The following is a 23,520-nucleotide window of genomic DNA, read 5'->3' as shown; positions in this document are numbered from 1 at the left end:
ACATTAAATTAAATGTGCATTTTTATTTTAACATATTTTAAAAACATAATTTAAGTTAATTATATAAATAATTAAATTAATAAAATAATAATAAATAAAAGTTATATAATCATATAGGTTTTTACTAAAGGAGAATATAATGTCTGCTATTAAACAAATAATTGCAAGAGAAATTTTAGATTCAAGAGGTAATCCAACAGTTCAAGTTGAATTATGAACTGAAAATGGTGGTTATGGTATTGCTAATGTACCTTCTGGAGCTTCAACTGGTTCTAAAGAAGCTTTAGAATTAAGAGATAAAGGAACTAAATACGAAAATAATTGATTTGCTGGCAAAGGTGTTATGACAGCTGTAGATAATATTAATTTACATTTAGCACCACAATTAATTGGTTTTGAATCTCTTAATCAAAGAGAATTAGATCAATTATTAATTAAATTAGATGGTACAGCAAATAAAGATAAATATGGCGCAAATGCTTTATTAGGTATTTCTTTAGCAAATGCACATGCTTCAGCAAATGAATTAGGATTACCGCTTTATAGATATTTAGGTGGAACTAATGCTTCAGTTTTACCATTGCCTATGTTAAATGTTTTAAATGGTGGAGCACATGCTTCAAATACAGTTGATTTTCAAGAATTTATGATTATGCCAGTAGGGGCAAAATCATTTAGAGAAGCTCTACAAATGGCTAATCATGTCTTTCATAATTTAGCTAAAATCTTAAAAGTTAATGGTCATGGTACTCAAGTTGGTGATGAAGGCGGATTTGCACCAAACGCTAAAAGTCATGAAGAAGTTTTAGATTATTTAGTTCAAGCTATAGAAAAAGCTGGTTTTATTCCTGCAACAAACGGAGAAAAAGCTATTGCTATAGCAATAGATGCTGCTTCAAGTGAAATTTATGATGAAAATACTAAATTATATTCATTTAAAAAACTTAAAGAAGCTATTAAAGAGCAAAGAAGTGGTTTTGAACATCTAAACAATATTAAATTAGACTTTACAAGCGAAGAATTATTGAATTATTACAAAGATTTAATTAACAAATATCCAATAATTTCAATTGAAGATGGATTTGCAGAAAATGATTGAAAAGGATTTGAAAATTTCACTTTAGAATTTGGTCATAAAGTACAAATTGTTGGTGATGATTTAACTGTTACTAATCCTAAATTATTAGCAAAAGCAATTGAACAAAAAGCAATGAATTCAATTCTAATAAAATTAAATCAAATAGGAACATTGACTGAAACTATGGATGCTATTCAATTGGCACAAAATAATAATTTAACAGCTGTTGTTTCACATCGTTCAGGTGAAACTGAAGATTCTACTATAGCTGATTTAGCTGTTGCTTTAAATACTGCACAAATTAAAACTGGTTCTCTTTCAAGAAGTGATAGAATTGCTAAGTATAATAGATTATTACAAATTGAAGAAGAATTAGGTAATAGCGCTATTTTTAAAGGCGTTAAATCATTTTATAATTTAAAAAAATAACTAGATAAATATCTGGTTATTTTTTTATCTTATTTTCCCGTGTTTCCCACTTAAGTCCTATTTGGGCTTTTTTATTAATTTATTTATATATTTATTATTAAATATATAAATATTTTATAGTCTATTAGTCTATTTTATGATATAATTAAAATATGAAAAATAAAAATATATTAGATCGTAAATGAATTGTTGGTAAATCTAAAAGACCTAATGGAACTTATTTACAAATTGGTTATCATAATCATGGTACAAATTCTTATGGAGCCAGATTTAGCATTGGATTTCTTGAAAAATATCAAGAGTATAATGAAAATGCATTGGAAATAATAAAAGATATAGTAAGTAAATTTTCTATAACAGCTACAAAAGAAGAAATTATTGATGAAATTAATAAAAAATTAAAAAACTCTTCTCAAGTAAAAAATGAATTTATTGAAAAATATAAAGGCTATGAAATAATAGAGAAATTGATTGATTATTTTGATATTTTCAATGATTGCAAAGTCACAAAATCTGTAAGTCTTACAACAACAGTAAAACAAATGATTTTCCAAAGAATTAAAGATCCTAAAAGTATTTTGGGAACATACAATGAAATGAAAGAGCATAATTTAAAAACTTTCAGTAAAAACTCTTTTTATCGTGCTTTAGAATATATATCTGATAATAGAAACGAAATATTAAAAAATATTAATGCTAAATTAATGAATGATTTTAAAAGAAATGTTGAAGTTATTTGATTTGATTCAACGACTACATATTTTGAAACTTTTGCTAGAAATGGTATGAAAATGCCTGGTTATTCTAAAGATGGTAAATTCAAAGAAGATCAAATAGTTATAGGTATGGCAACTGATATTAACGGTATTCCGCTTTATTATAAAGTATTTCCGGGCAATACAACTGATTCATCTTCTTTTATACCTTTTATAGTGAAATTAGCCAAAATTTATAATATTAAAAAAGTTACAATTGTAGCTGATAGAGGCATGTGAACTAATGCAAATATTCGCTTTCTAGAAGATAAAAATTTTTATTACATTATTTCCTATCGTTTAAAATCAGCTACAAAGGAATTTAAAAACTTTGTCTTAAATCAAGATAATTATCAAACAAATAGTGAAGGCTTACGTTATAAAACGCGTGAAGTTGATTCACTCTTTAAAAAAACTAGATTTAACGGACATACTAGAAAACAAATTATCACTTATAGTGATAAAAGAGCCAAAAAAGATTTTGAAGATCGTAAAATTCTCATTGATAATTTCTATAAAAAAGCTACAAATGGTGTAGTTAATTACACAGATTTAGTTAGTTCAAAAAAATGTAGATTTTATAAAGCAAGCAATAAAAATGGTTACTACTTATTAGACCATGAAAAAATAGAAAAAGACCAACAATTTGACGGTTATTACGTTTACGAAACTAATAGATTAGATTTAAGTGAAAAAGATGTGATTAATCTTTATACAAGACAATGACAAATAGAAGAAAATTTTAGAACATTAAAAGGTACACTTGAATTAAGACCGATTTATTTACAAACTTGAAAACATATTGAAGGTTATATTTGTTTATGTTTTTTAGCTTTAGTACTTTTGAAATTTTTAGTTTACCAAATAAATTATTCAACAGGTTTAGAAGATAAAAATAAATTTACAATAAATAAAATTGTTAAAATAATTCAGAATGTTAAAGTTTTAGAACATTATTCAGAAGAAACTTTAATAAAAAGCATTAAAATAAAAATGCAAGTATAGATGAACATTGATCTAATTATGAAATCATTAAAAAAATGTTAAATATTTAAAAATTACGAAAAACAAATACCGTTAACGTAAACGATATTTGTTTTTTAGTCTACTAAGTGGGAAACGCAGGTACTATAGCTGATTTAGCTGTTGCTTTAAATACTGCACAAATTAAAACTGGTTCTCTTTCAAGAAGTGATAGAATTGCTAAGTATAATAGATTATTACAAATTGAAGAAGAATTAGGTAATAGCGCTATTTTTAAAGGCGTTAAATCATTTTATAATTTAAAAAAATAACTAGATAAATATCTGGTTATTTTTTTATCTTATTTTTTTATTATTGTATAATATTAACGAATGCCGCCTTAGCTCAGTTGGTAGAGCAACTGACTTGTAATCAGTAGGTCGTAGGTTCGAGTCCTATAGGCGGCACCATATGCTTACTTGGTGTTTAAAAAGGTTCGATTCCTTTTAAAGCATTATATGCGCGAGTGGTGAAATTGGCAGACACGCTAGATTTAGGCTCTAGTGCTTCGGCGTGAGGGTTCAAGTCCCTCCTTGCGCACCATTTGTGTAAACTCTATAACTTGCTATAGCAAGTTTTTTTATTTTTTAAAATCATTTTTTATCTTTTGTTCTTTTTTTCTCTTTATTTTTTTATTTTATTAATAATGTTTTAGGAGGAAAAATGATTTTATATCGAATAGGTGAAATTATTTATAAAAATCAAAATAATTTAATTTTTGAAAGTTATGGTACAGGATATTCAGTAATTGTCCCAGATGAAAAAAGATTTGAAATAAAATCAAAACTAAAATTATTTATTTGTGAAATCAATACAGAATATCATAAACAAACTTATGCATTTAAAGATTTTAAGGAAAGATTATTATTTTTGGATCTTATAAATATAAATGGAATTGGTCCAAGAGCTGCTTTTAATCTTTTAAATATTGGATGAGAAAAATGTGCAAATCTAATTTTAGCTTCTAAACAAGAAGAATTATTAAAAATACCTTATATAAATATTAAAATGATAAAAAATATATTTAATGAACTACAAGGTAAATGAATGAAATTATTAAATATAAATAATGAAGAAATAAAAAATAAAATTAAAGTAAATGATAATTTAGAAGAAGTAAAAAATACTTTAAAAATGTTAGGTTTTAAAACTAAACAAATTGATAATGCTATTACAGAATTAAAAACTGATACAGATATTGAATTAATGATTGAGGAAGCTATTAATATTATTTCTAAATCTTATGACAAACAATCAAACAATATATCGACCAACTAATTTTGATAATTTTATCGGTCAAAATAAATTAGTTTTTTTATTAAAAACAATGATTCACGCTTCTACTTATCGTAAAGAAATTTTAGATCATATTTTATTTTATGGACCTCCTGGAACAGGAAAAACCACATTAGCTACAATAATAGCGAATGAATTAAATACTAAAATTCATTATTTACAAGGTTCAATGCTTGAAAAGAAAGCAGATATTTTATCTGTTTTTAGTTCTTTGAATGAAAAAGATATTGTTTTTATAGATGAAATTCACAGTATAAATAAAAATGTTGAAGAATTAATTTACAGTGCCATGGAAGATTTTAATATAGATATTATAATAGGACCTGAAGGTAATACAAAGGTAATGAGAATGAAATTAAAACCTTTTACATTAATAGCAGCAACAACTAAACCAAATTTATTGAGTCAACCGCTTAAAGATCGTTTTGGTTTAAAAGCAAAACTTAATTTTTATAATGAAGAAGATCTGATAAATATTTTAAGAAATTTTAAATCTAATTTTGACATTAAAATTGATCAAAATTGTTTAAAATTAATTGCTTCATATTCAAGAAACACGCCGAGAGTAGCTTTGCATTTAATTAAAAGAGTTTGAGATTTAGCTATTAATTTAAAAGAAGAAAGAATAAGTAAAGAAATAGCTAATAATGCTTTTAAATTATTAGATTTATATCCTTATGGTTTAAATAAAGATCATATAGATTATTTATTTTTATTAAAAAATACTTTTGATACTCAATATGTTTCGATTGATACTATTGCTTCGATGTTAAATTTTCAAAAAGAAAACTTAATTTACGAAATTGAACCTTTATTAATACAAAATAAATTAATCAAAAAAACTCCTAGAGGAAGAACGTTAACATCAAAAGGAATAGATTATTTATTAAATATTAAATTTAATAATTAAAAACTTTATAATTAATGTATCAGGGGTGCTATAAATTTTTATGGCTGAGATTATACCTATAAGCAGATCAAGGTAATGCTTGCGTGGCTTAGATTTTTTTATTTTCCCCTGTGAAAGGAAAAAATGAAAAAAAATAAATTATTAAATATTTTGGGATGAAGTTTAAGTTTTATCCCTTTTTTTGCAGTAAGTTGTATTAATTTTAATCAACCAAAAAATGTTCTTAACAAAAATTTAGATAATTGAGATAATGAAATAACAATTGTTGTTCCACAAATTAATAATGGTTTTTTGTCAACTGATTTAGAAACAAATTTTTTAAATAAAATTACCGATAAGTTTAATTATTTAAAAAATCAAAATTCACTAGTTAAAGATTTACCAGATGTTAGATTTAAAATAGAATTAAATGAAGAAAAAGAAGCTATTTTTCAAGATTTAATATCAAATAAAAATACTGTTGATTTAGGTTTTTTGTCATACACTCGATTTGTTGATTCTTTAGATACTAATTCAAATATTAATTACGATTTTCAAATAGTTGGTCAAACTTTAGCTAACAAATTTATTTGATCTAATTTAAATGAGTTATCTTCTTATAAAGATGGATCAATGACAGATAATTTAAGAATTTTAGCGGAACAACAAAATATCGAACAATTTAAAAATTATGGTGAATTTCCTTCTTGAGTATCAAAAGACAAAGAATTAAATTTTAATGGTTCGGTTTATAGTATTTTTTATGATTATAATCAATTTACTTCTGTACATAGAAGTTCAATTCTTATAGCAGGTAATTTGCAACAAAGAAATAAAATAATTGAAGCTTGAGATAATAAAGATTGAGATAAATTTAAATCATTTGGTTTTGTAGTAAGAAGTTTCGATAGTGGAACAGGATTTAAATATCCAATAAAATTATTATCAAAACATTTTAATTTAAGTTTAGAAGAAATAGAAAAATTTTTTAAATCACCAAATAATAATTTAGTTCTTGTAGGTTCAAGACCTAGAGACCAATTAGGTAAAACTGATAGTAATAATTTTACTTATCATATAGCTTTTGATAATGAAGGTGTTTTTAATTGAACAAGAGCAAGAGAAGGTAGATATCAACCAACTGGCTATAATAAAGATCTTTCTGATGATTATAATAGTAAAAATAATGCGGTAGTTAGAAATTTAATATTTTCTAATCCAGCACCTTATGATGTTTTATTAGGCAGAAAAAATCTTAATAGCATTCAAAAAGAACTAATCATCGAAACATTAAGCAATTTATCTCAAGAAGATAATACATTTGGTATTTATACAGGGTATAATAAAATAGATAAAATAGACTTTGATCTTTTTAAAAAATATGTAGAAATGCAAAAAGAGGCTCAATAATTATGAAAAATATTGTTTCTTTTAATAATTTAACTATTGGTTTTAAAAATGAAAAAATATTAGAAAATCTTAACTATCAAATCTTTGAAGGAGAAATGATTGCTATTGTTGGTAAAAGTGGTGTAGGTAAAACTACATTATTTAATTCTTTAATAAAAACAAATAAATTATTAAAAGGACAAATATTTTTATTCGAAAAAAATATTTATTCTTTAAATAAAAAAGAATGAAAAAAAATAACACAAAAAATAGGTTATTTAACTCAAAAACCTATTCTAAACGAAAATGAAACCGTTTTTACAAACATAGTAAAAGCTAATAATGTTTTTAAAAATAGCTTTTTTGAATTTTTTAACATAACTTCCAATTCGAGAAAAATTCAAATTTTATCAATATTAGAAAGTTTAAATTTGCTTGATAAAGCTTTTTATAAAATAGCAGATTTATCAGGTGGACAAAAACAAAGAGTAGAAATTGCTAAAATATTATTAAATAAAAATAGTCTTATTTTAGCTGATGAACCGACATCTAGCTTAGATTATATTTCAGCTAGAGAAGTTATGAATTTATTAAAAAAAATTAATAAAGAATATAAAATTACTATCATTGTTAATTTACATGATTTATCATTAGTCAATAATTTTTATTTTGATAAAGTATTAATTTTGAATTCCAAAAATATCATACATAGTTTAAAAAAAGATCAAATAAACGAGGAATCAATCAAAAAATGTTTAATCAGTTAAAAAAATTTTTTTTAAATAAAATCTTTTTAAAATATAAAAATAAGAATAACCAAAACATTTATTTTTTCAAAATAAATGTAAAAAGATTATTTATTTTTTAATATTCATTTTAATAATTCTTTTAATTTTTAATTTAAATTGAAAATTAAACGCCAATACTGATTCTTATAATATTTTTTTTTCTAACTTAAAAAGAATGTTTTCTTTTTCTAATAAAAGTAATTTTATTTTTTCTAATTCAACAAGTAATTTATTTTTACTGTCATTGTCATTTTTATTAGAAACTATAATATATACTTTAGCTGGAACTTTTATTGGATTTTTATTAGCAATTACTACATCTTTTTTATCTAATAAATCATTTAATAATAGATATTTCAGTTTTATTTTTAAACAAATTTTAATTATTTTAAGAAGTATTCCAGAACTAACATTTATTTTATTATTTACTCAGTTATTTGATTCTCGCTTAGCTATGTTATTAATTTTTGTATGATTTACTTGATTATGATTGCATAAATATTATTTAGAAATTTTAAATAATATAAATTGAAAAAATTATTATTTTAAATTAGCATTAACAAATAATAAATTAAAAATATTTAAAAATGATATTTTACCTAGAGTAAGCAATAGATTTTTTGCATTGTTTTTATATTCTTTTGAATCTAATGCAAGATGATCATCAATTTTATCAATGCTAGGTTTAGGCGGAATAGGTTCTTTAATTTCTTTTGCAACAAAAACAACTTTTAGATTCAATCAATTAGCAATCCCTCTTGTAATATTAATTATTTTTATAATTTTTTTGGAGTTAATCAATTATTTATTTAATTTGTTTTTATACGAAATAAAAAGTAAAAAAAATAAATTTGAACAAACATTATTGAAAATAAAAAATACAGATTTTATTAACTGAAAATTAATAATAAAAAATTTAATTTTATTATTTTGTTTAATAATTACAATTTATGCAATTGCAACTATTAATTTTAGAGTTCTTAACACGCAATCTTTAAATGATTATCTTAAAGCATTTTTTAATCCTGATTGAAATGTTTTTAATATAAAATTGTTTGATATAAATACTAATCCTTTTTTACAATTGATTCAATCTTTTAGTTTTGCCTTTTTTATTAGTTTTATAGCATTAGGCATCACATTGTTATTTTTACCTTATTATTCAAAAATAATAACAAATCCTTTTCTAACTTTTATAAATAGATCAATTAATGCTTCTTTTAGAACAATACCAACAATAGTATTTTTCTTTATTTTGAATCCATTATTTTTATCTTCATTAACTTTATTAATTATCATATTAATAATAAAGTTGTCTTCAACATTTTTGAAAAAATGTTGGGAAATGATTGATAAATTTGATCCAAAGAAATATTTACTTTTAAAATCAAAAGGAATGAGTAAATTTAAAATATATTGGTTATATTTAATACCTTTTATTAAATATGAACTAATTTCTTTATTTTTATTATATTTTGAAATATCATTTAGAAATTCAATTACTTACAGTATTTTAACAGGAAATGATTTAGCTTTAGGATACAATATTAATTATTATTTTAATTCAAAAGATTTCGATTTGAATAAAGCTTTTGCATTTGTGTGAATTGCTACCTTTGCTATTTTATCAATTAATTATTTAAATAATTTTTTAATATGAAAATTAAAAACAAGAAAAAATATTAATTTTTCGAACAAAAAGAATATTTTTGTATTTATAAGTTAATTTTTTTCTTGTTTTTATAATTTTTAATAAATAAACTTTAATATAAAATATCAATATGAATAAATTTGAATTAGTCTCAAATTATGCGCCGTCTGGGGATCAACCAAAAGCGATATCTGAATTAGTTTCTAATATTAAAAACGGATCTAAATATCAAGTATTAAAAGGTGTAACAGGATCAGGAAAAACATTTACTATAGCAAACGTAATAAAAGAATTTGCTAGACCTGTTTTAGTTCTTTCTCATAATAAAACTTTAGCTTCGCAATTATATAGCGAATTAAAATCTTTTTTCCCTAATAACAAAGTTGAATATTTTGTTTCTTATTTTGATTATTATAGACCAGAATATTATCATGTTGCTAGTGATTCTTATAGCGAAAAGGTTTCACAAACTAATGCAGAATTAGATGCTATGAGATTATCTACAATTAATTCAATTATTACTAGAAATGATACTATTGTAGTTGCTTCAGTATCAGCTATTTATGGAGCTTTAAATCCAGAAGAATATTCAAATCATTTATGAAATATAAGTATTAATGAAAAAATAGAAAGAAATGAATTCTTAAGAAAATTAGTAATTTTGCAATATGAAAGAAATGAAGTAGATACTACTAGTTGAGGAACTTTTAATGTTAAAGGTGATTTTGTTTTTATAAATCCTCCAACTTCTGAAGGTTATATTATTAGAGTCGAATTTTTTGATGATGAAATAGTATCAATTACTCTTATTGATATTTTAAATAAAACTGTTTTAAAAAAAGTAAAAGAACATTTGATATTTCCTGCCAAAGCTTATACTTTATCAAGAGATATTATTGATGATTCTATTAAAAGAATATCTCATGAATTAAAAGAAAGAATTAAATATTTTGAAGAAAATAATAAATTATTAGAAGCACAAAGAATTAAAGAAAAAACAGAAAGAGATCTTGATTCTTTAGATCAATTTGGTATTTGTCCAGGAATAGAAAATTATGCCGTATATATGGATAAAAGATTGCCAGGAGAACGACCTTTTACTTTATTAGATTATTTTAAAGATAAGAATCCTTTATTAATTATTGATGAATCACATATGATGATGCCTCAGCTTAAAGCAATGTATAAAGGTGATAGATCTAGAAAAGAAACTCTAGTAGAATATGGATTTCGTTTACCAAGCGCATTGGATAATAGACCTTTAAGAATTGATGAATTTGAAAACTTTTTCGATTATTTTCAAACAATTTTTATCTCCGCCACACCTGATGAATATGAATTAGATAAAACTTTAGGAGTTATAACACCATTATATGTAAGACCAACTGGATTATTAGATCCTAAAATTGAAATAAGACCTACTTTAAATCAAGTTGAAGATATTTATGATGAGTTGCAAAAACAAAAAGCATTAAATGAAAGAACTCTAATTCTAACTACTACAAAAAGATTATCTGAAGAATTAACTCGTTATTTTTTGGAAAGAAAAGAAAAAATTGCCTATATTCATTCTGAATATAAAACATTCGAAAGAAATAATATATTAAGAAAATTAAGATTAGGTACTTATGATACTGTAATAGGTGTTAATCTTTTAAGAGAAGGTATTGATTTACCTGAAGTTAGTTTAATAATAGTTCTTGATGCAGATAAAGAAAGTTTTTTTAGATCCACAAACAGTTTAATTCAAATAGTTGGTAGAGCAGCTAGAAATGTAAACGGTAGAGTAATTTTTTATGCCGATAAAATTTCTAAGAGTATGCAAGAAACAATAGATGATAATAAATATAAAAGAGATTTACAAATAAAATATAATGAAGAACATAATATTATCCCTAAAACTATTATTAAAGCAATTCCAGAGCCTATACAAGGTCATGGTTTGGAAAATGCGGTTGAATTATTATTCAAAAATGAAAAAAATAAAGACAAAAATAATAAATATAGTAAAAAAGAAATAATAAAACAATTAGAAGAACAAATGAATCAAGCTGCAAAAAATTTAGATTATGAAAGAGCAATTGAATTAAGAGATTTAATTTTAGAATTAAAAATAAATGATTAATATAAATAAAATAGAAAGAAGAAATAACAAAAAATGTCAACTAAAGAACAAATTATTATTAAAGGTGCTAAAGAAAATAATTTAAAAAACATTTCATTAACTATACCAAAAAATAAATTAATAGTTTTTACAGGTCTTTCAGGTAGTGGCAAGAGTTCACTTGCTTTTAATACTATTTACGAAGAAGGTAGAAGAAGATATGTTGATAGTTTAGGAAGTTATGCAAGAATGTTTTTAGGCGGAACTAGTAAACCTGATGTAGAATCAATCGAAGGTTTAAGTCCTTCTATATCTATAGAACAAAAAACTACACATAATAATCCACGTTCAACAGTTGGTACAGTTACTGAAATTTATGATTATTTTAGATTATTATTTGCTAGAATAGGTATACCTTATTGTCCTAATCACAATATAGCAATCAGTAATCAAACTAATAAAGATATAATAAATTCTATTTTTGAATTACCTCTTGATACTAAAATAACTATTTTAGCTCCTTTAATAGATGGAGAAAAAGGAACTTTTGTTAATTTATTTGAAAAATTAAGAAAAGAAGGTTTTCATCGTTTAAAAATTGATAATCAAATTTATGAATTAGATGAAGAAATAAAATTAGAAAAAAATGTCAAACATACTATTGATATTGTCGTTAGAAGAACAGTAATTAAAGAAGAAAAATATAATGAAATTTCAGAAGCTATTAATAGTGCTTTAGAATATAGTGATGGTCTAGTAAAAATTGAAACTTTAGATAATAAAACTAAAATTTTTTCTAAAAAACACTCTTGTATTTACAAAGATTTTGAAATGAAGCCTATTGAAACTAGATTATTTTCTTTTAATTCTCCTTATGGAATGTGCGAAAGTTGTAAAGGTTTAGGTGTTGATTTAAAAGCTGATTTTGATGCTTTAGTACCAGAAAAATGAAAAACACTTAATCAAGGAGCAATTTTAACACTTAATAATGAAGGTGATGAAACTACAATTGAATGACAAGAATTTGTAGCTTTATGTAATTATTATGAAATAGATTTAAATACTCCAATTGAAGATTTAAATAAAAATGATTTAGATATTATTAAATATGGTTCTAAAGAAGAACTTGAATTTGAAGTTATTAATTCTAAAGGTGAAATTAAACGCAGAAAAAAAATTATTGAGGGTATTTTAACTAAAATAGAACGTCAATATTATGAAACGAGCAGTGATAAAATACGTGATTGATTAAAAAAATTCATGGGTACTTTTACATGTACAGTATGTAAGGGTACTAGATTAAATAAATATGCATTAGCTGTAAAAATAAATGATTTAAATATTTATGATTTTGCCAAAATGAGTGTTAATGATGCTTTAATAAATTTAGCTAATTTATCTTTAACAAAAGAAGAAGAACAAATTTGTTCATTAATAATGAATGAGTTATACAATCGTTTATCCTTTTTAAACAATGTTGGTTTAAATTATTTAACTTTAAATCGTAATGCTGAAACTTTAAGTGGTGGAGAAAGTCAAAGAATTAAATTAGCCACACAAATTGGATCAAATTTAACTGGTGTTTTATATGTTTTAGATGAACCATCCATAGGTTTACATCAAAGGGATAATGATCGTTTAATTAATACTTTAAAACATATGGTGGAAATAGGTAATACTTTAATCGTAGTGGAACATGATGAAGATACTATTAGAGCCGCCGATTATATTGTAGATATAGGTCCTAAAGCTGGCATACATGGTGGTCAAGTAGTTGCTTGTGGAACTATAGAAGATATTATAAAAGAAGAAAAATCAATTACTGGTCAATTTCTTAGTGCTAAAGAAAAAATATTAGTGCCTCATTCTAGAAGAAGTGGCAATGGTAAAGTTTTAGAAATTCTTGGTGCTAGCGAAAATAATTTAAAAAATATTGATGTAAAAATTCCTTTAGGTAAATTTATAGCAGTAACAGGAATGAGCGGTTCAGGAAAAAGTACATTGGTTAATGAAATTTTAGTTAATGGTTTAGTTAAAGTATTATCTAAAAATACTATTGGTTTAAAAGTTGGAAAATTTAGAACTTTTAAAAATGCTAATTTAATTGATAAAATTATTCCTATTTCTCAATCTCCTATTGGTAGGACTCCTCGCTCAAATCCTGCAACATATACTAGTGTTTTTGATGATATTAGAGATATTTTTTCTAATGTTAATGAATCAAAAGTAAGAAATTATCGTAAATCTCGCTTTTCATTTAATATTCCAGGTGGTAGATGTGAAAAATGTCAAGGGGATGGTTCAATAAAAATTGAAATGCATTTTTTACCTGATGTATACATTAATTGTGATGAATGTGATGGTAAAAGATATAATAGAGAAACATTAGAAATAAAATATCATAATAAAAATATTTCTGATGTTTTAAACATGACCGTTGATGAAGCAATTGATTTTTTTGCTGCTAGAGCTAATATTATTAAAAAATTACAAACTTTAAAAGATGTAGGTTTAGGTTATATTAAATTAGGTCAATCTTCAACTACCTTATCAGGAGGAGAAGCACAAAGAGTAAAATTAGCTACTTATTTACAAAAAAAACCTACTGGTAAAACATTATTTGTTTTAGATGAACCGACTACAGGCTTGCATTCTTATGATGTTAAGAATTTGTTAAATGTACTTAATAGATTAGTAGATAATGGTGATACTGTTTTAGTAATTGAACATAATTTAGATGTTATTAAAACAGCAGATTATATTATTGATTTGGGCCCTGAGGGTGGTATAAATGGAGGACGTATAGTAGCAACCGGAACTCCTGAACAAGTAGCAGCAAACGAAAAAAGTTATACAGGACAATATTTGAAAAAAATGTTAAAATAAAAAACCAGATATAATTTTTATAATTTGATCTGGTTTTTTATTTTGTACTTAATAAGAAGCTTAATTTAGTAAATAAATATCTAATTCTAACATTATAATTTTCTTGCTGAGAAATTAATTTTAAGAAATTATGATAATAGTTACGTTTAATAATATCATTTTGATTAATTGTTTTTTTGTTATAGGAATTAACACTTATAAAATTTAATTTACGTCTTTTTTTAAAATAATAACGCATTAAAGCATAAAAATAAAAACTTCAAAAATTATATAATAATTCATATTGGTAATGATCATTTTGCAAATTAGGAAAAATTTGCAAAATATTTTTTATAAATATTTCATAATTTCAATTTTTACTTTTACTTATATTTAAATTAAACTCATTTAATTTAACAGCATCAAAATCCCATTTAAAAATAGTTAAAATTTTTTCAATACTAAAACGTGTGCGAATAAGATTAAATGTTATTCAATATTGTAATAAGACATTATTTTCTTTTAGTTTTCTTTTACTTTTATAAATTAAAGCATTTTTAATTTTAATCATTTTTATTAGAACTAATTTTTTTATCTAAAAGAGCCAAAGAAATTAAATGTTTATATACATTTTGTAAAATGGCATTAATCATTTTATAACTTTCATCATCAAAGAACAATTTAGTAATTTCTATTGCTTCATTAATTGCAACTTTAGCAGCTAAATTATTAAACATTTCATTAGTAGCATTAATTAATATAGCTCTATGTAAAGCGCTAATACGTTCTCAATTTCATCCTTCTTTTATAAAATGTGAAATTATTTTAATATAAAAATCATAATTTTGATTAATAAATTCTAGACTTTTAATTTGCTTATTATTTAACGTTAACTCATCGCTAAAAATTTGATTAATGTCTAATTTTTCATTTAATAATTCATGCGCATAAATTATATTAATTAATTCAATCCTAGCATCTCTTTGACTTTTAAATTTCATTTTATTTGTCCTTTATCATTTAACTATTCTTGGATCAACCATATATTTTTTCTTTAATATTTCTAATACATTGTATAATGGCGAAAGTAAATAAATATAAAAAGGTAAAGGTATAGTTGAGCGAATTAAAATAGGAAAAAGTGTAATTTTAAAATCTGTTCCTACTGTTTTTAATTTAAATTTTTCTGTATTTCTAAAGAAATAATTGTAATAATTTATTCATGTATAAGAACCAAAAATTCATCTAAATAAAACAATTGTGATAGAAACTAAAGTAAAAATTATAAAATAATTCATGTAAAATTCTCTTTTAGTTTTTTTGTATAAAACTAAAAAAATTGAATTCACTATTAAACCAATTAAACCATATAAACTTACAAAAATAATAACTAAAATTAAACTTGTATTAGTACTAAAATATGTTCTATTTAAAGAAATTGTTTTACCTTCATTAAATCTATCAATAATAAAATAAATTACAGAAGCTATGGTGATAAAAAATACAATGTAACTAAATATAACGCCTGTAGTGCGATTAATTTTAAAAAGTTTTAAAATTAAAGCAGATAAAATAGCTATTAAAGGCGGAATTATTGCATACATCCAATACCAAGTTCCTATTTGTCCCGTTATTAAAATTATTAATGTATCAGCAAGAAAAGCTAATAAGGCTCCTTTAAAATATGAAAAAATTAAACCATAAATAATTGCAAAAATAATTTCTATATTTATAGGTAATAATTTAGCTATAGTAAAACGACTAATAAAATCAAATGTTAAATGAGCTCCTAGAATAATTCCCATCAAACACATTTCAAAAACTGAAATTTTAAAATTTCATTTTAAATTTTGTCATTTTTTAACGTTTTCTTCCTTGTTCATAATTAATATTATAAATTAGATAAAAAAATTATTATTAATATTTATTTTTTATCTTAGAATTAATAAAAAAAAATAATTTAATTACAAATTAAATTACGCAAATTTTAAAAATTCTTATACTATGGGCTAAAGTAGAATAAAAATTAATAAAAAAAGTAAATTAGATAAAATTTACTTTTTTTAAATTTTCGTTTAATTACTATTATTTTTCTTATAATAATAACAAGGTTATTATTAAATGTTATTAAAGGAGTAAAATGAAAAAAATTTTTAAATTATTTTTAAATTTATTACCAATAAGTTCATTGACTATTTTTGCAGCTAGTTGTATTAATAAAGATATTGATAGTAAAAATATTTTTGATAAAGTTACAATCGAATTTGATTATCCTAATAAAGAAAATACTTTAGTTGCTGATTTTAATATTAATAATTTAACATATCAAGTAAAAAATAATGATTCATATAATATTAGTATTGATAATTTGCAAATTATTCAAACCAATAGTTTGCAGGGACAAATAACTTTAAATTATATTTTGAAATTAGATTATCAAAATCGTATTTATAAAAGTCAAATTTTTCAAAAAACAATTACTGATTTTAAAAAATATCAAAGCAATAGTGGTTTTACTCAATATTCTTTATTTAATCAAAATCAAGAACAAATTTTGCTAGATAAAAATCAATTGAATAACCAAAATTTAATTTTTGATGTTTTGGATAAAAATAATTTATTAGCTTCCAGTGTTAATGAATCACAAATTATTACTAAAAATTCTAATGTAGATAATGATTATCAAATTATTATCAAATTAAATGAAGCTAACGATTTAGAAGGTTCATTAAAAATTCATTATCAAATAATAAATAAAAATAATTGTTATAATAGTGCTTCAAACATTTTAGAATACACTATTTTTGGTTTTCAAAAAACTAATAACTTTAATAATAAAGAAAATCATCAATTATGAATAGAGGCTAATAATGAATTAAATAATTGAGCTCAAGAAGTAATTTTTGATTATGAAAATAAAGAAAATGTTTTGAGTTCTCAAGCTCAAATTAATAGTTTTATATGAAAAAATCAAAATCAAAAATATAGTAGCTTAAATCTTGAAATTTATGCAATTAGTGATTTTGATGATTATGATGGCAGTTTATTAATTACTTATGCTCTTAAAAGAGATCATCATATTTTTGGTAGCATTAGTTCCAATTTAATGCAAATTAAAGTAGATTTTTTTGCTCAATTAAAAAAGCAAAAAACTCAAATTGAAAATAAATTATTAAAGATACTAAAAGAATTACACAAAAAAGCTGATAATATTTTTACAATTCAAACAAATAATAATTTAGAAAATTTAACAATTGATAATATTAAAATAGATCAATCTTTTTTAACAAAAAATAATATAAATTTAAAAATTAATGATATTAATTATGATGCAAAAAATGGTCTAATAGAAATTAATTATCAAGTTAAAGATCAAAGTAATAATGCTAATTTTATTTTAAATAATCAAAAATTATTATTATTCAATCATTTTAATAATCAAAGTGTTAATAATAATTTGATAATAGATGCGCAAAGAGAATTAAATGATTTAAATTTAAATCTTGATTATTCAAACAAAGAAAAAACTAAAGTGGAAGATTTAGATTTAAACAAAATATTTATTGTTGATAATAATGATTATAAATTAGTTAATTTAGAAATTATTAATTTAAATAAAGAAATAGGTCAAGTTACTTTGGCTTATCAAATTAGTAAATATAACAATAATTTAAAAGAAAATATTTATAGTCAAATTTTTTATGCTTCAATCAATAATTTTCTTAAAGTTATGCCAAATGAAAATCAAATTAATACATTAACAAAACAAATGAATGAATTAAATTATGAATTTGATTATCCTAATAAAGAAAATACATTAGTTAAACACGTGCTTTATGAAAATCTTATTGTAAAGAATTTAAATTCTAATTATCCAGTAGAATCTTTTAGAAACTTACAATTTGATTTAGAAACTAATACTATCAAATTTGAATATCGTTTAATAAAAAAAGAAACTAATGTTGTTTCAAATTGAAAACAAACTCAATTAAATGGCTTTTTAAATTGAAAACAAAGTTCAACTTTACAAGAATTAAATAGCTTCATGAAAAACTTTGAATTAAAAATTAATCAAGATATTAATCCTGATTTACACATTAAACTTTATTCAACAAGTATTAATAAAACTAACGCATTATATTTTCTTAATTTAATAAATGATAAAAATATTAAATTAACTGTTAAAGATTTAGAATTAGATAAAAATGATATAAATACTTTACATTTAATTTTAGTGGCAACTAAAAATGATATTAGCATTGAAGACAAAAGAAGTATTAAATTTACTAATGATTTTAATGATTTAACTGCAAATATTAAAATTAATAATATAGAAAGTCTTTATAATGTTGATTATCAATTAATCAATTTATTAAGTGGTCAAAAAATTTATGATAATTTAGATCTTTTAGAACAAGCTTTTGAGAAAAAAAATACTAAAGTAAATAATCTTTTTGATTTTAAAATTAATTGAGATCGCACTTCTAGTCAAATTGTTAAAGTAACTAAAAATATTAGAATCAATAGTAAACCTACAGAAGCTGAAGTTTACGAAGTATTATGAAATTTTAGTATTGACTTATTTTATAATAATTTACTTATTAAAACTATTGATAATGTTAAACAAACTATTGATCACACTAGATTTGAATTATTTACTAATAATTTTCTTTATACTTTTATCAATAAACAAGCAAGTGATTTCAATTATAAACCAAGTGAATATTTTATTAAAGAAGCTAAATTTGAAAATAATACTACTAATGTTTCTCTTAGCAATTATTTTGCCAAAGCAGCAAGTGATATTAAAAAAGAAACTGGTAATAAATATAAATCTATTCCAGCTAATTTAAGTTGATTAAATAAAGATGATTCTTTAACTAGAGAATTATTTAAAGAAATCATTTTAAAAAGTTTTGATTTTGAATTAGGTAATTGACAAATTAGCGAAGTTTTAAAATTTGCTTATATTAAAGATCCTAGTTTAACAAATATTTTAAATTTTGCTTTTGTTCATGGACCATATGTAAAAGTTTTAGTTAAATTAACTAAAGGTGAACAAGAATTAATTTATCCAATAATATTTAGTAATTTAATAGTAGATCAAACAAATAGAGATAGTTTAGTTTTTACGAATTTAATTAAAAATAATAATGTAAGTAGAATCATTAGAAACTTAAAAGTTAAAGAGGCTTTTCATTCACATGAAGATTATATTCCTTCACAAATTTACGATAAACTAAATGATTTATACGAATTAGCTAAACAAGGCGAATATAGTATTAAATTTTTACCTAAAGAATTAGCTCAAATAAGAAATAATGCTTATTATAACGAAAATGATGGCACAGCTACAGTAAGATTTGGTTTATATAAAAATGATGAATTTACCGGTATTAAAACCAACTCTACTTTTACTTTGAGATATTTTAAAGAATTAGAAGCTCAAGATTTTGCTCCTAAAAATAGATGATTTGTAACTGATGATTTCAATAATGAACAATATCAAAAACCAGAAGCAAACATAATAAATTTAGTAGATCAAATCAATAGTACTAATTTTACTTATAATTTTGTTCAAGGTGAATATCGTGCTCAAACAGCCAATAATGATATAAGAACTAGAAGAACTTTAGATCCTAAATTAATAATGCAACAAAAAGCATTTGATAAACTAAATCATCTTTTAAGATTTGTTTCAAATAATAACAATCAATTAGCTTATGCACAAATTAGAAATGAAAAAGATCAAGAAAACAATTTAACCTTAAATCCTTTAACTAATAATTATTTTATTTATTTTTACGATGTTAAAAGTGATAATAATCATGAATTAACTTTTAAATTAGGTGTTATTAATAAGAAAAATAGTCAAATCAGATATACAGCAAATAAAGAAATTACATTAAAAAATTTATATAATGATTATCAATTAGAAGCTTATCCTTTAGCTCTTATTAATAATTTAACTAACAAAGAATTAATTATTAATAAAAATGAAATTGCTAAATTAACAGTTAATGAATTTAATAATTTAGTTAAAAATAATTTAGAACAAGCAAATCAATTAGTTAAAATGCAACAAAAAGCTTATCATGATTTTACTTTAGATAATTGAGAAAACAATTTATCAATTGATCAAGTTAAAATTATTAATAAAGAACAATCACAAAGATTATTTGTTAGCTTTAAATATAATAATTATCTTTTACCAAAAGCTACTGGTGATGTAAATCAAGTTATCAAAGGCGATGTTTGATATGAAATAAATGGCTTTAAAAATCAAATAATAGATAATATAAATAATGAAGAGATTTTAGATAATCTTAATGCTGTTTATGATATGAAAAAAGTCTTTTTAGCAAATGATTTAATTTTAAGAAGACGTAAAATTAATTTAAATTATAAAGATAATTATTTTGAAATTGATAAAGCTAATAATCAAGTAAATTGAATTTTTAAAAAAGATTATTATGAAGCAATTTTAAATAGAAAAAATCTTTCAGAATCTAAAATAAAATTCCACTTTTTTGCTAATTTACTTTATCAAGATGCTTATCGTATTTGAAGAATTTCTAAATATGATCGTGGCATTAGTGTAGATTTAGATTATGAAAAATTATTAAAAGAAAAACAAATTATTATAGATCAAGAAACATCGGCAACGGATGAAATCAAAGTTAAATATCGTTTAACTTTTACTTTAACTAATGAAGGAATTAAATTTAATTACTCATTATTAGATAATGATCGCTTTAGAATTGTTGGAGATCAATTTGCAAAACGTACATATTTTCATGATGCTAATAATTTACCTGAAATTAAATTTAATCCTGATGAAGCTATTTTCTTTAACCAAAATTTTGGCTCGTCAGTAGTTATTGAATATGCTAATAAACAAGCTAATGAAACTTTTAGTCAATATTTAACCAACAAATTTGATTATCAAAATATGTCAATTAACAAATTTGACAACATGCCTTATTACATTTATAATGAAGGTTATAATCATAATGAATTATTTAAATATAATCCTAATGAGACTTTACCTTATAAATGACATGAAGGTTATAAAACTAGTATAGAAATGATGCATCAATCATATAAAGATCCAAGAATCAATGATATTAATAATAGAGTTTTAGGTTTAGGACAAGGAAGTTCTTTATTGATTGGTAAAGTTAGTGATGATCCTAAAGATGGTAAATATTATTTCATAACTAATAATCATGTTGTAAATAATAATAATTTTGTAGAAAATCCTGTAGCTAATGCTTGACAAAGTAGAAATTTAGTCACTCATTCATCTTTAGATAAATTATGAAGATCAGGTGATATTTTTGAAGGTGGATGAAATGATTTTAATAATACTAGAGTACAAACTTTTGTCTTTTGAACTGGTATTAAACAAATCACAGAAGCCAAGGAAGCTAGAACAGGTTTAAATGTTGATTTAAGTGCTTATATGATTGATATTAATGAAGCTATAGATAATTTAAAAAATCAAGGTAAATATAAAGCTTTAAGTTGATTTGAAAATATTAAAAATTTACCTGATTTAAATGTTTCAAATTACAATAAAGACAATTTTACTTACTTTTTAAACGCTGTTAATCGTGATAATGCTAGAAGTTTTAAATGAGAATATAAACCAATTTATTCAACTAATCGTTTATTTACCGGTTGACCTGCTTTTAGACAAGTAAGTCATATTGTTAATAGAAATAATATCGGTGATAATCGTGAATTCTTTACTCGTACTTCTGATAGTACTAGTTATGCCCCTATTTTATTTAGAGGAGGTTTAAGTGGTACAGGTATAGTAGATGATAGAGGTAATTATATTTCCTCAATTAATTCAGCCGCTTTATATTATTTAGGTACTTCATGATACAATTATTCAAAAATTTGGGAAGCAAACAAAAAAGATTATTTACACTTTAATTATTTTGGTTTTGTAGATCAACCTGAAGATTTATTAAATGCACCTAATACTAATAGTTTAGCTGCCAACTTTTTAAAATTAAGTGCTTGAGATAGTTCAATTAAAATACCTGATTGAATTATTAACCCAATTAAATTAACTCAATTTGATAATCAAGTTAAAAATAAGGAGAAATAATGAAAGATTATAATGAAATTAAAACAAAATTAAAATCTTATATGGAATTAGAAGCCATTAGTAGATTTGAAGAACCAGTTGTTAACTTATTGAAAAAAAATACACAAGATGCTAATTTAACTTTTTCAAGAGATGGTTTAGGTTCATTAATAATTGCAACTAAAGCAAAAGAAAACGTTCCTAAAATAATGATTGCTGCTCATATGGATGAAGTAGGTTATTTAGTTAGATCAATTGAAGAAAATGGTAATTTATTATTAAGTGTTGTGGGCGGCATTTGACCTGCGGCTATAATTGGTACAAGAGCTAAAGTAGTAACTAATAAAAACGAAAAAGCTATTTATGGTGTTTTTGGCCATACTTCAATACATATTATGAATAAAGAAAATATTACTAAAGTTCCTACAACTAAAGAATTATATGTTGATTGTGGTTTTAATTCTAAATTAGAAGCAATTGAATATGGAATTGAAATTGGTGATAGAGTATATTTAAGTGGTCAAACTTTTGAAATGCCTAATGATTTAATGGCTGGTAAAGCAATGGATAATAGAGCTGGTGTAACTGTAATTGATTTATTAGCTAATAAAATCAAAAATTTAAATTTACCTAATCAAACTTTTATTGTTGGTACAGTTCAAGAAGAAGTTGGTACTAGAGGAGCTAAAACTAGCGTACAACTAATTAAACCTGATGTGGCTTTTGCTATTGATACTGGAGCCGCACATGATACAACTAACGCCCCTAAAGGTGTAGCTAAATTAGGTAATGGAGTTGCTTTATTAATTCAAGATTCAGCAATTTTAACTGATCCTAAATTAGTAAATTTATTAGAAAATATTGCTCAAAAACATCAAATTCCTTGCTATAGATATATAGCAGAAGGTGGTGGTACTGATGGTTGTGAATTACAATATGGCTATGGTGGCGTACCTACTATTACTTTATCTATACCACAACGCTATTTACATGCTCCTATAGGAGTAGCTTCTTTAAAAGATATTAAAGCAACTTTAGATTTAATATACGAATTTGTTAAAGTGTTTGATAATAATATGTTAAAAGAATTAAAAAATCTATAATTAATTCACTAATTTTGAAAAAATGTAATTAATAAGTTTAGATAAATTT

General features: G+C 22.7%; 13 protein-coding genes, 2 tRNA genes and 2 pseudogenes. 14 read left to right on the top strand and 3 right to left on the bottom strand.

Going from position 1 to position 23,520, the window contains the following annotated elements:
• Nucleotides 1-139: 139 nt before the first annotated feature.
• The 12 genes and pseudogenes from eno to uvrA all read left to right on the top strand — a co-directional run bounded on the left by eno (nt 140) and on the right by uvrA (nt 14,288).
• Nucleotides 140-1,507 (top strand): phosphopyruvate hydratase, encoded by a 1,368-nt coding sequence (gene eno, locus NPA14_RS01405; RefSeq protein ID WP_257075582.1) that lies wholly within the window; start codon nt 140-142, stop codon nt 1,505-1,507.
• A 221-nt stretch (nt 1,508-1,728) separates the two neighbouring features.
• Nucleotides 1,729-3,317, top strand: a pseudogene (locus NPA14_RS01400) (IS1634 family transposase).
• 72 nt (nt 3,318-3,389) lie between these two features.
• Nucleotides 3,390-3,557 (top strand): annotated as a pseudogene (locus NPA14_RS01395) (phosphopyruvate hydratase); the annotation flags it as partial.
• A 62-nt stretch (nt 3,558-3,619) separates the two neighbouring features.
• A tRNA-Thr gene (locus NPA14_RS01390) sits at nt 3,620-3,695 on the top strand.
• A gap of 50 nt (nt 3,696-3,745) precedes the next feature.
• Nucleotides 3,746-3,828 (top strand) — tRNA-Leu (locus NPA14_RS01385).
• A gap of 120 nt (nt 3,829-3,948) precedes the next feature.
• Nucleotides 3,949-4,563 (top strand): Holliday junction branch migration protein RuvA, encoded by a 615-nt coding sequence (ruvA, locus tag NPA14_RS01380; RefSeq protein WP_257075581.1) that lies wholly within the window; start codon nt 3,949-3,951, stop codon nt 4,561-4,563.
• Nucleotides 4,529-5,491 (top strand): Holliday junction branch migration DNA helicase RuvB, encoded by a 963-nt coding sequence (gene ruvB / locus NPA14_RS01375; protein WP_257075580.1) that lies wholly within the window; start codon nt 4,529-4,531, stop codon nt 5,489-5,491. Before ruvA ends, ruvB begins: the two co-directional genes overlap by 35 nt.
• A 123-nt stretch (nt 5,492-5,614) precedes the next feature.
• Complete coding sequence (cypl, locus tag NPA14_RS01370; RefSeq protein WP_257075579.1) at nt 5,615-6,880, top strand: ABC transporter thiamine pyrophosphate-binding lipoprotein p37/Cypl; 1,266 nt, start codon at nt 5,615-5,617, stop codon at nt 6,878-6,880.
• Between the two features lie 2 nt (nt 6,881-6,882).
• Nucleotides 6,883-7,626, top strand: coding sequence for an ATP-binding cassette domain-containing protein (locus NPA14_RS01365; RefSeq protein WP_257075578.1), 744 nt, complete (start codon nt 6,883-6,885; stop codon nt 7,624-7,626).
• Nucleotides 7,627-7,822: 196 nt separating this feature from the next.
• Entirely contained in the window at nt 7,823-9,373 is a 1,551-nt protein-coding gene (locus NPA14_RS01360) for an ABC transporter permease (protein ID WP_257075577.1), read from the top strand.
• A 55-nt stretch (nt 9,374-9,428) separates the two neighbouring features.
• Entirely contained in the window at nt 9,429-11,423 is a 1,995-nt protein-coding gene (gene uvrB, locus NPA14_RS01355; protein WP_257075576.1) for an excinuclease ABC subunit UvrB, read from the top strand.
• A gap of 33 nt (nt 11,424-11,456) precedes the next feature.
• Nucleotides 11,457-14,288 (top strand): excinuclease ABC subunit UvrA, encoded by a 2,832-nt coding sequence (gene uvrA, locus NPA14_RS01350; RefSeq protein ID WP_257075575.1) that lies wholly within the window; start codon nt 11,457-11,459, stop codon nt 14,286-14,288.
• Between the two features lie 37 nt (nt 14,289-14,325).
• On the opposite strand, the gene NPA14_RS01345 is transcribed toward uvrA, so the two are convergent.
• The 3 genes from NPA14_RS01345 to NPA14_RS01335 are packed head-to-tail and all read right to left on the bottom strand — an operon-like array spanning nt 14,326 to nt 16,150.
• The gene (locus tag NPA14_RS01345) at nt 14,326-14,838 is read right to left on the bottom strand and encodes a hypothetical protein (protein ID WP_257075574.1); all 513 of its coding nucleotides are present in this window, start codon (nt 14,836-14,838) and stop codon (nt 14,326-14,328) included.
• Entirely contained in the window at nt 14,831-15,268 is a 438-nt protein-coding gene (locus tag NPA14_RS01340) for a transcription antitermination protein NusB (RefSeq protein ID WP_257075573.1), read from the bottom strand. Before NPA14_RS01340 ends, NPA14_RS01345 begins: the two co-directional genes overlap by 8 nt.
• Nucleotides 15,269-15,280: 12 nt before the next feature.
• The gene (locus NPA14_RS01335; RefSeq protein ID WP_257075572.1) at nt 15,281-16,150 is read right to left on the bottom strand and encodes a hypothetical protein; all 870 of its coding nucleotides are present in this window, start codon (nt 16,148-16,150) and stop codon (nt 15,281-15,283) included.
• A 257-nt stretch (nt 16,151-16,407) separates the two neighbouring features.
• On the opposite strand from NPA14_RS01335, the gene NPA14_RS01330 reads away from it, so the two are divergent.
• Both NPA14_RS01330 and NPA14_RS01325 read left to right on the top strand, forming a co-directional pair.
• On the top strand, nt 16,408-22,389 hold the full coding sequence (locus tag NPA14_RS01330; RefSeq protein ID WP_257075571.1) for an MGA_1079 family surface serine endopeptidase: 5,982 nt from the start codon (nt 16,408-16,410) through the stop codon (nt 22,387-22,389).
• Complete coding sequence (locus NPA14_RS01325; protein ID WP_257075570.1) at nt 22,389-23,471, top strand: M42 family metallopeptidase; 1,083 nt, start codon at nt 22,389-22,391, stop codon at nt 23,469-23,471. Before NPA14_RS01330 ends, NPA14_RS01325 begins: the two co-directional genes overlap by 1 nt.
• Nucleotides 23,472-23,520 lie beyond the last annotated feature (49 nt).

The organism is Mycoplasma sp. 1018B, assembly GCF_024582675.1.
GTDB lineage: Bacteria > Bacillota_I > Bacilli_A > Mycoplasmatales > Metamycoplasmataceae > Mycoplasmopsis.
Note: the sequence above shows the minus strand (reverse complement) of the source record. Positions and strands in the feature narration are given on the sequence as shown.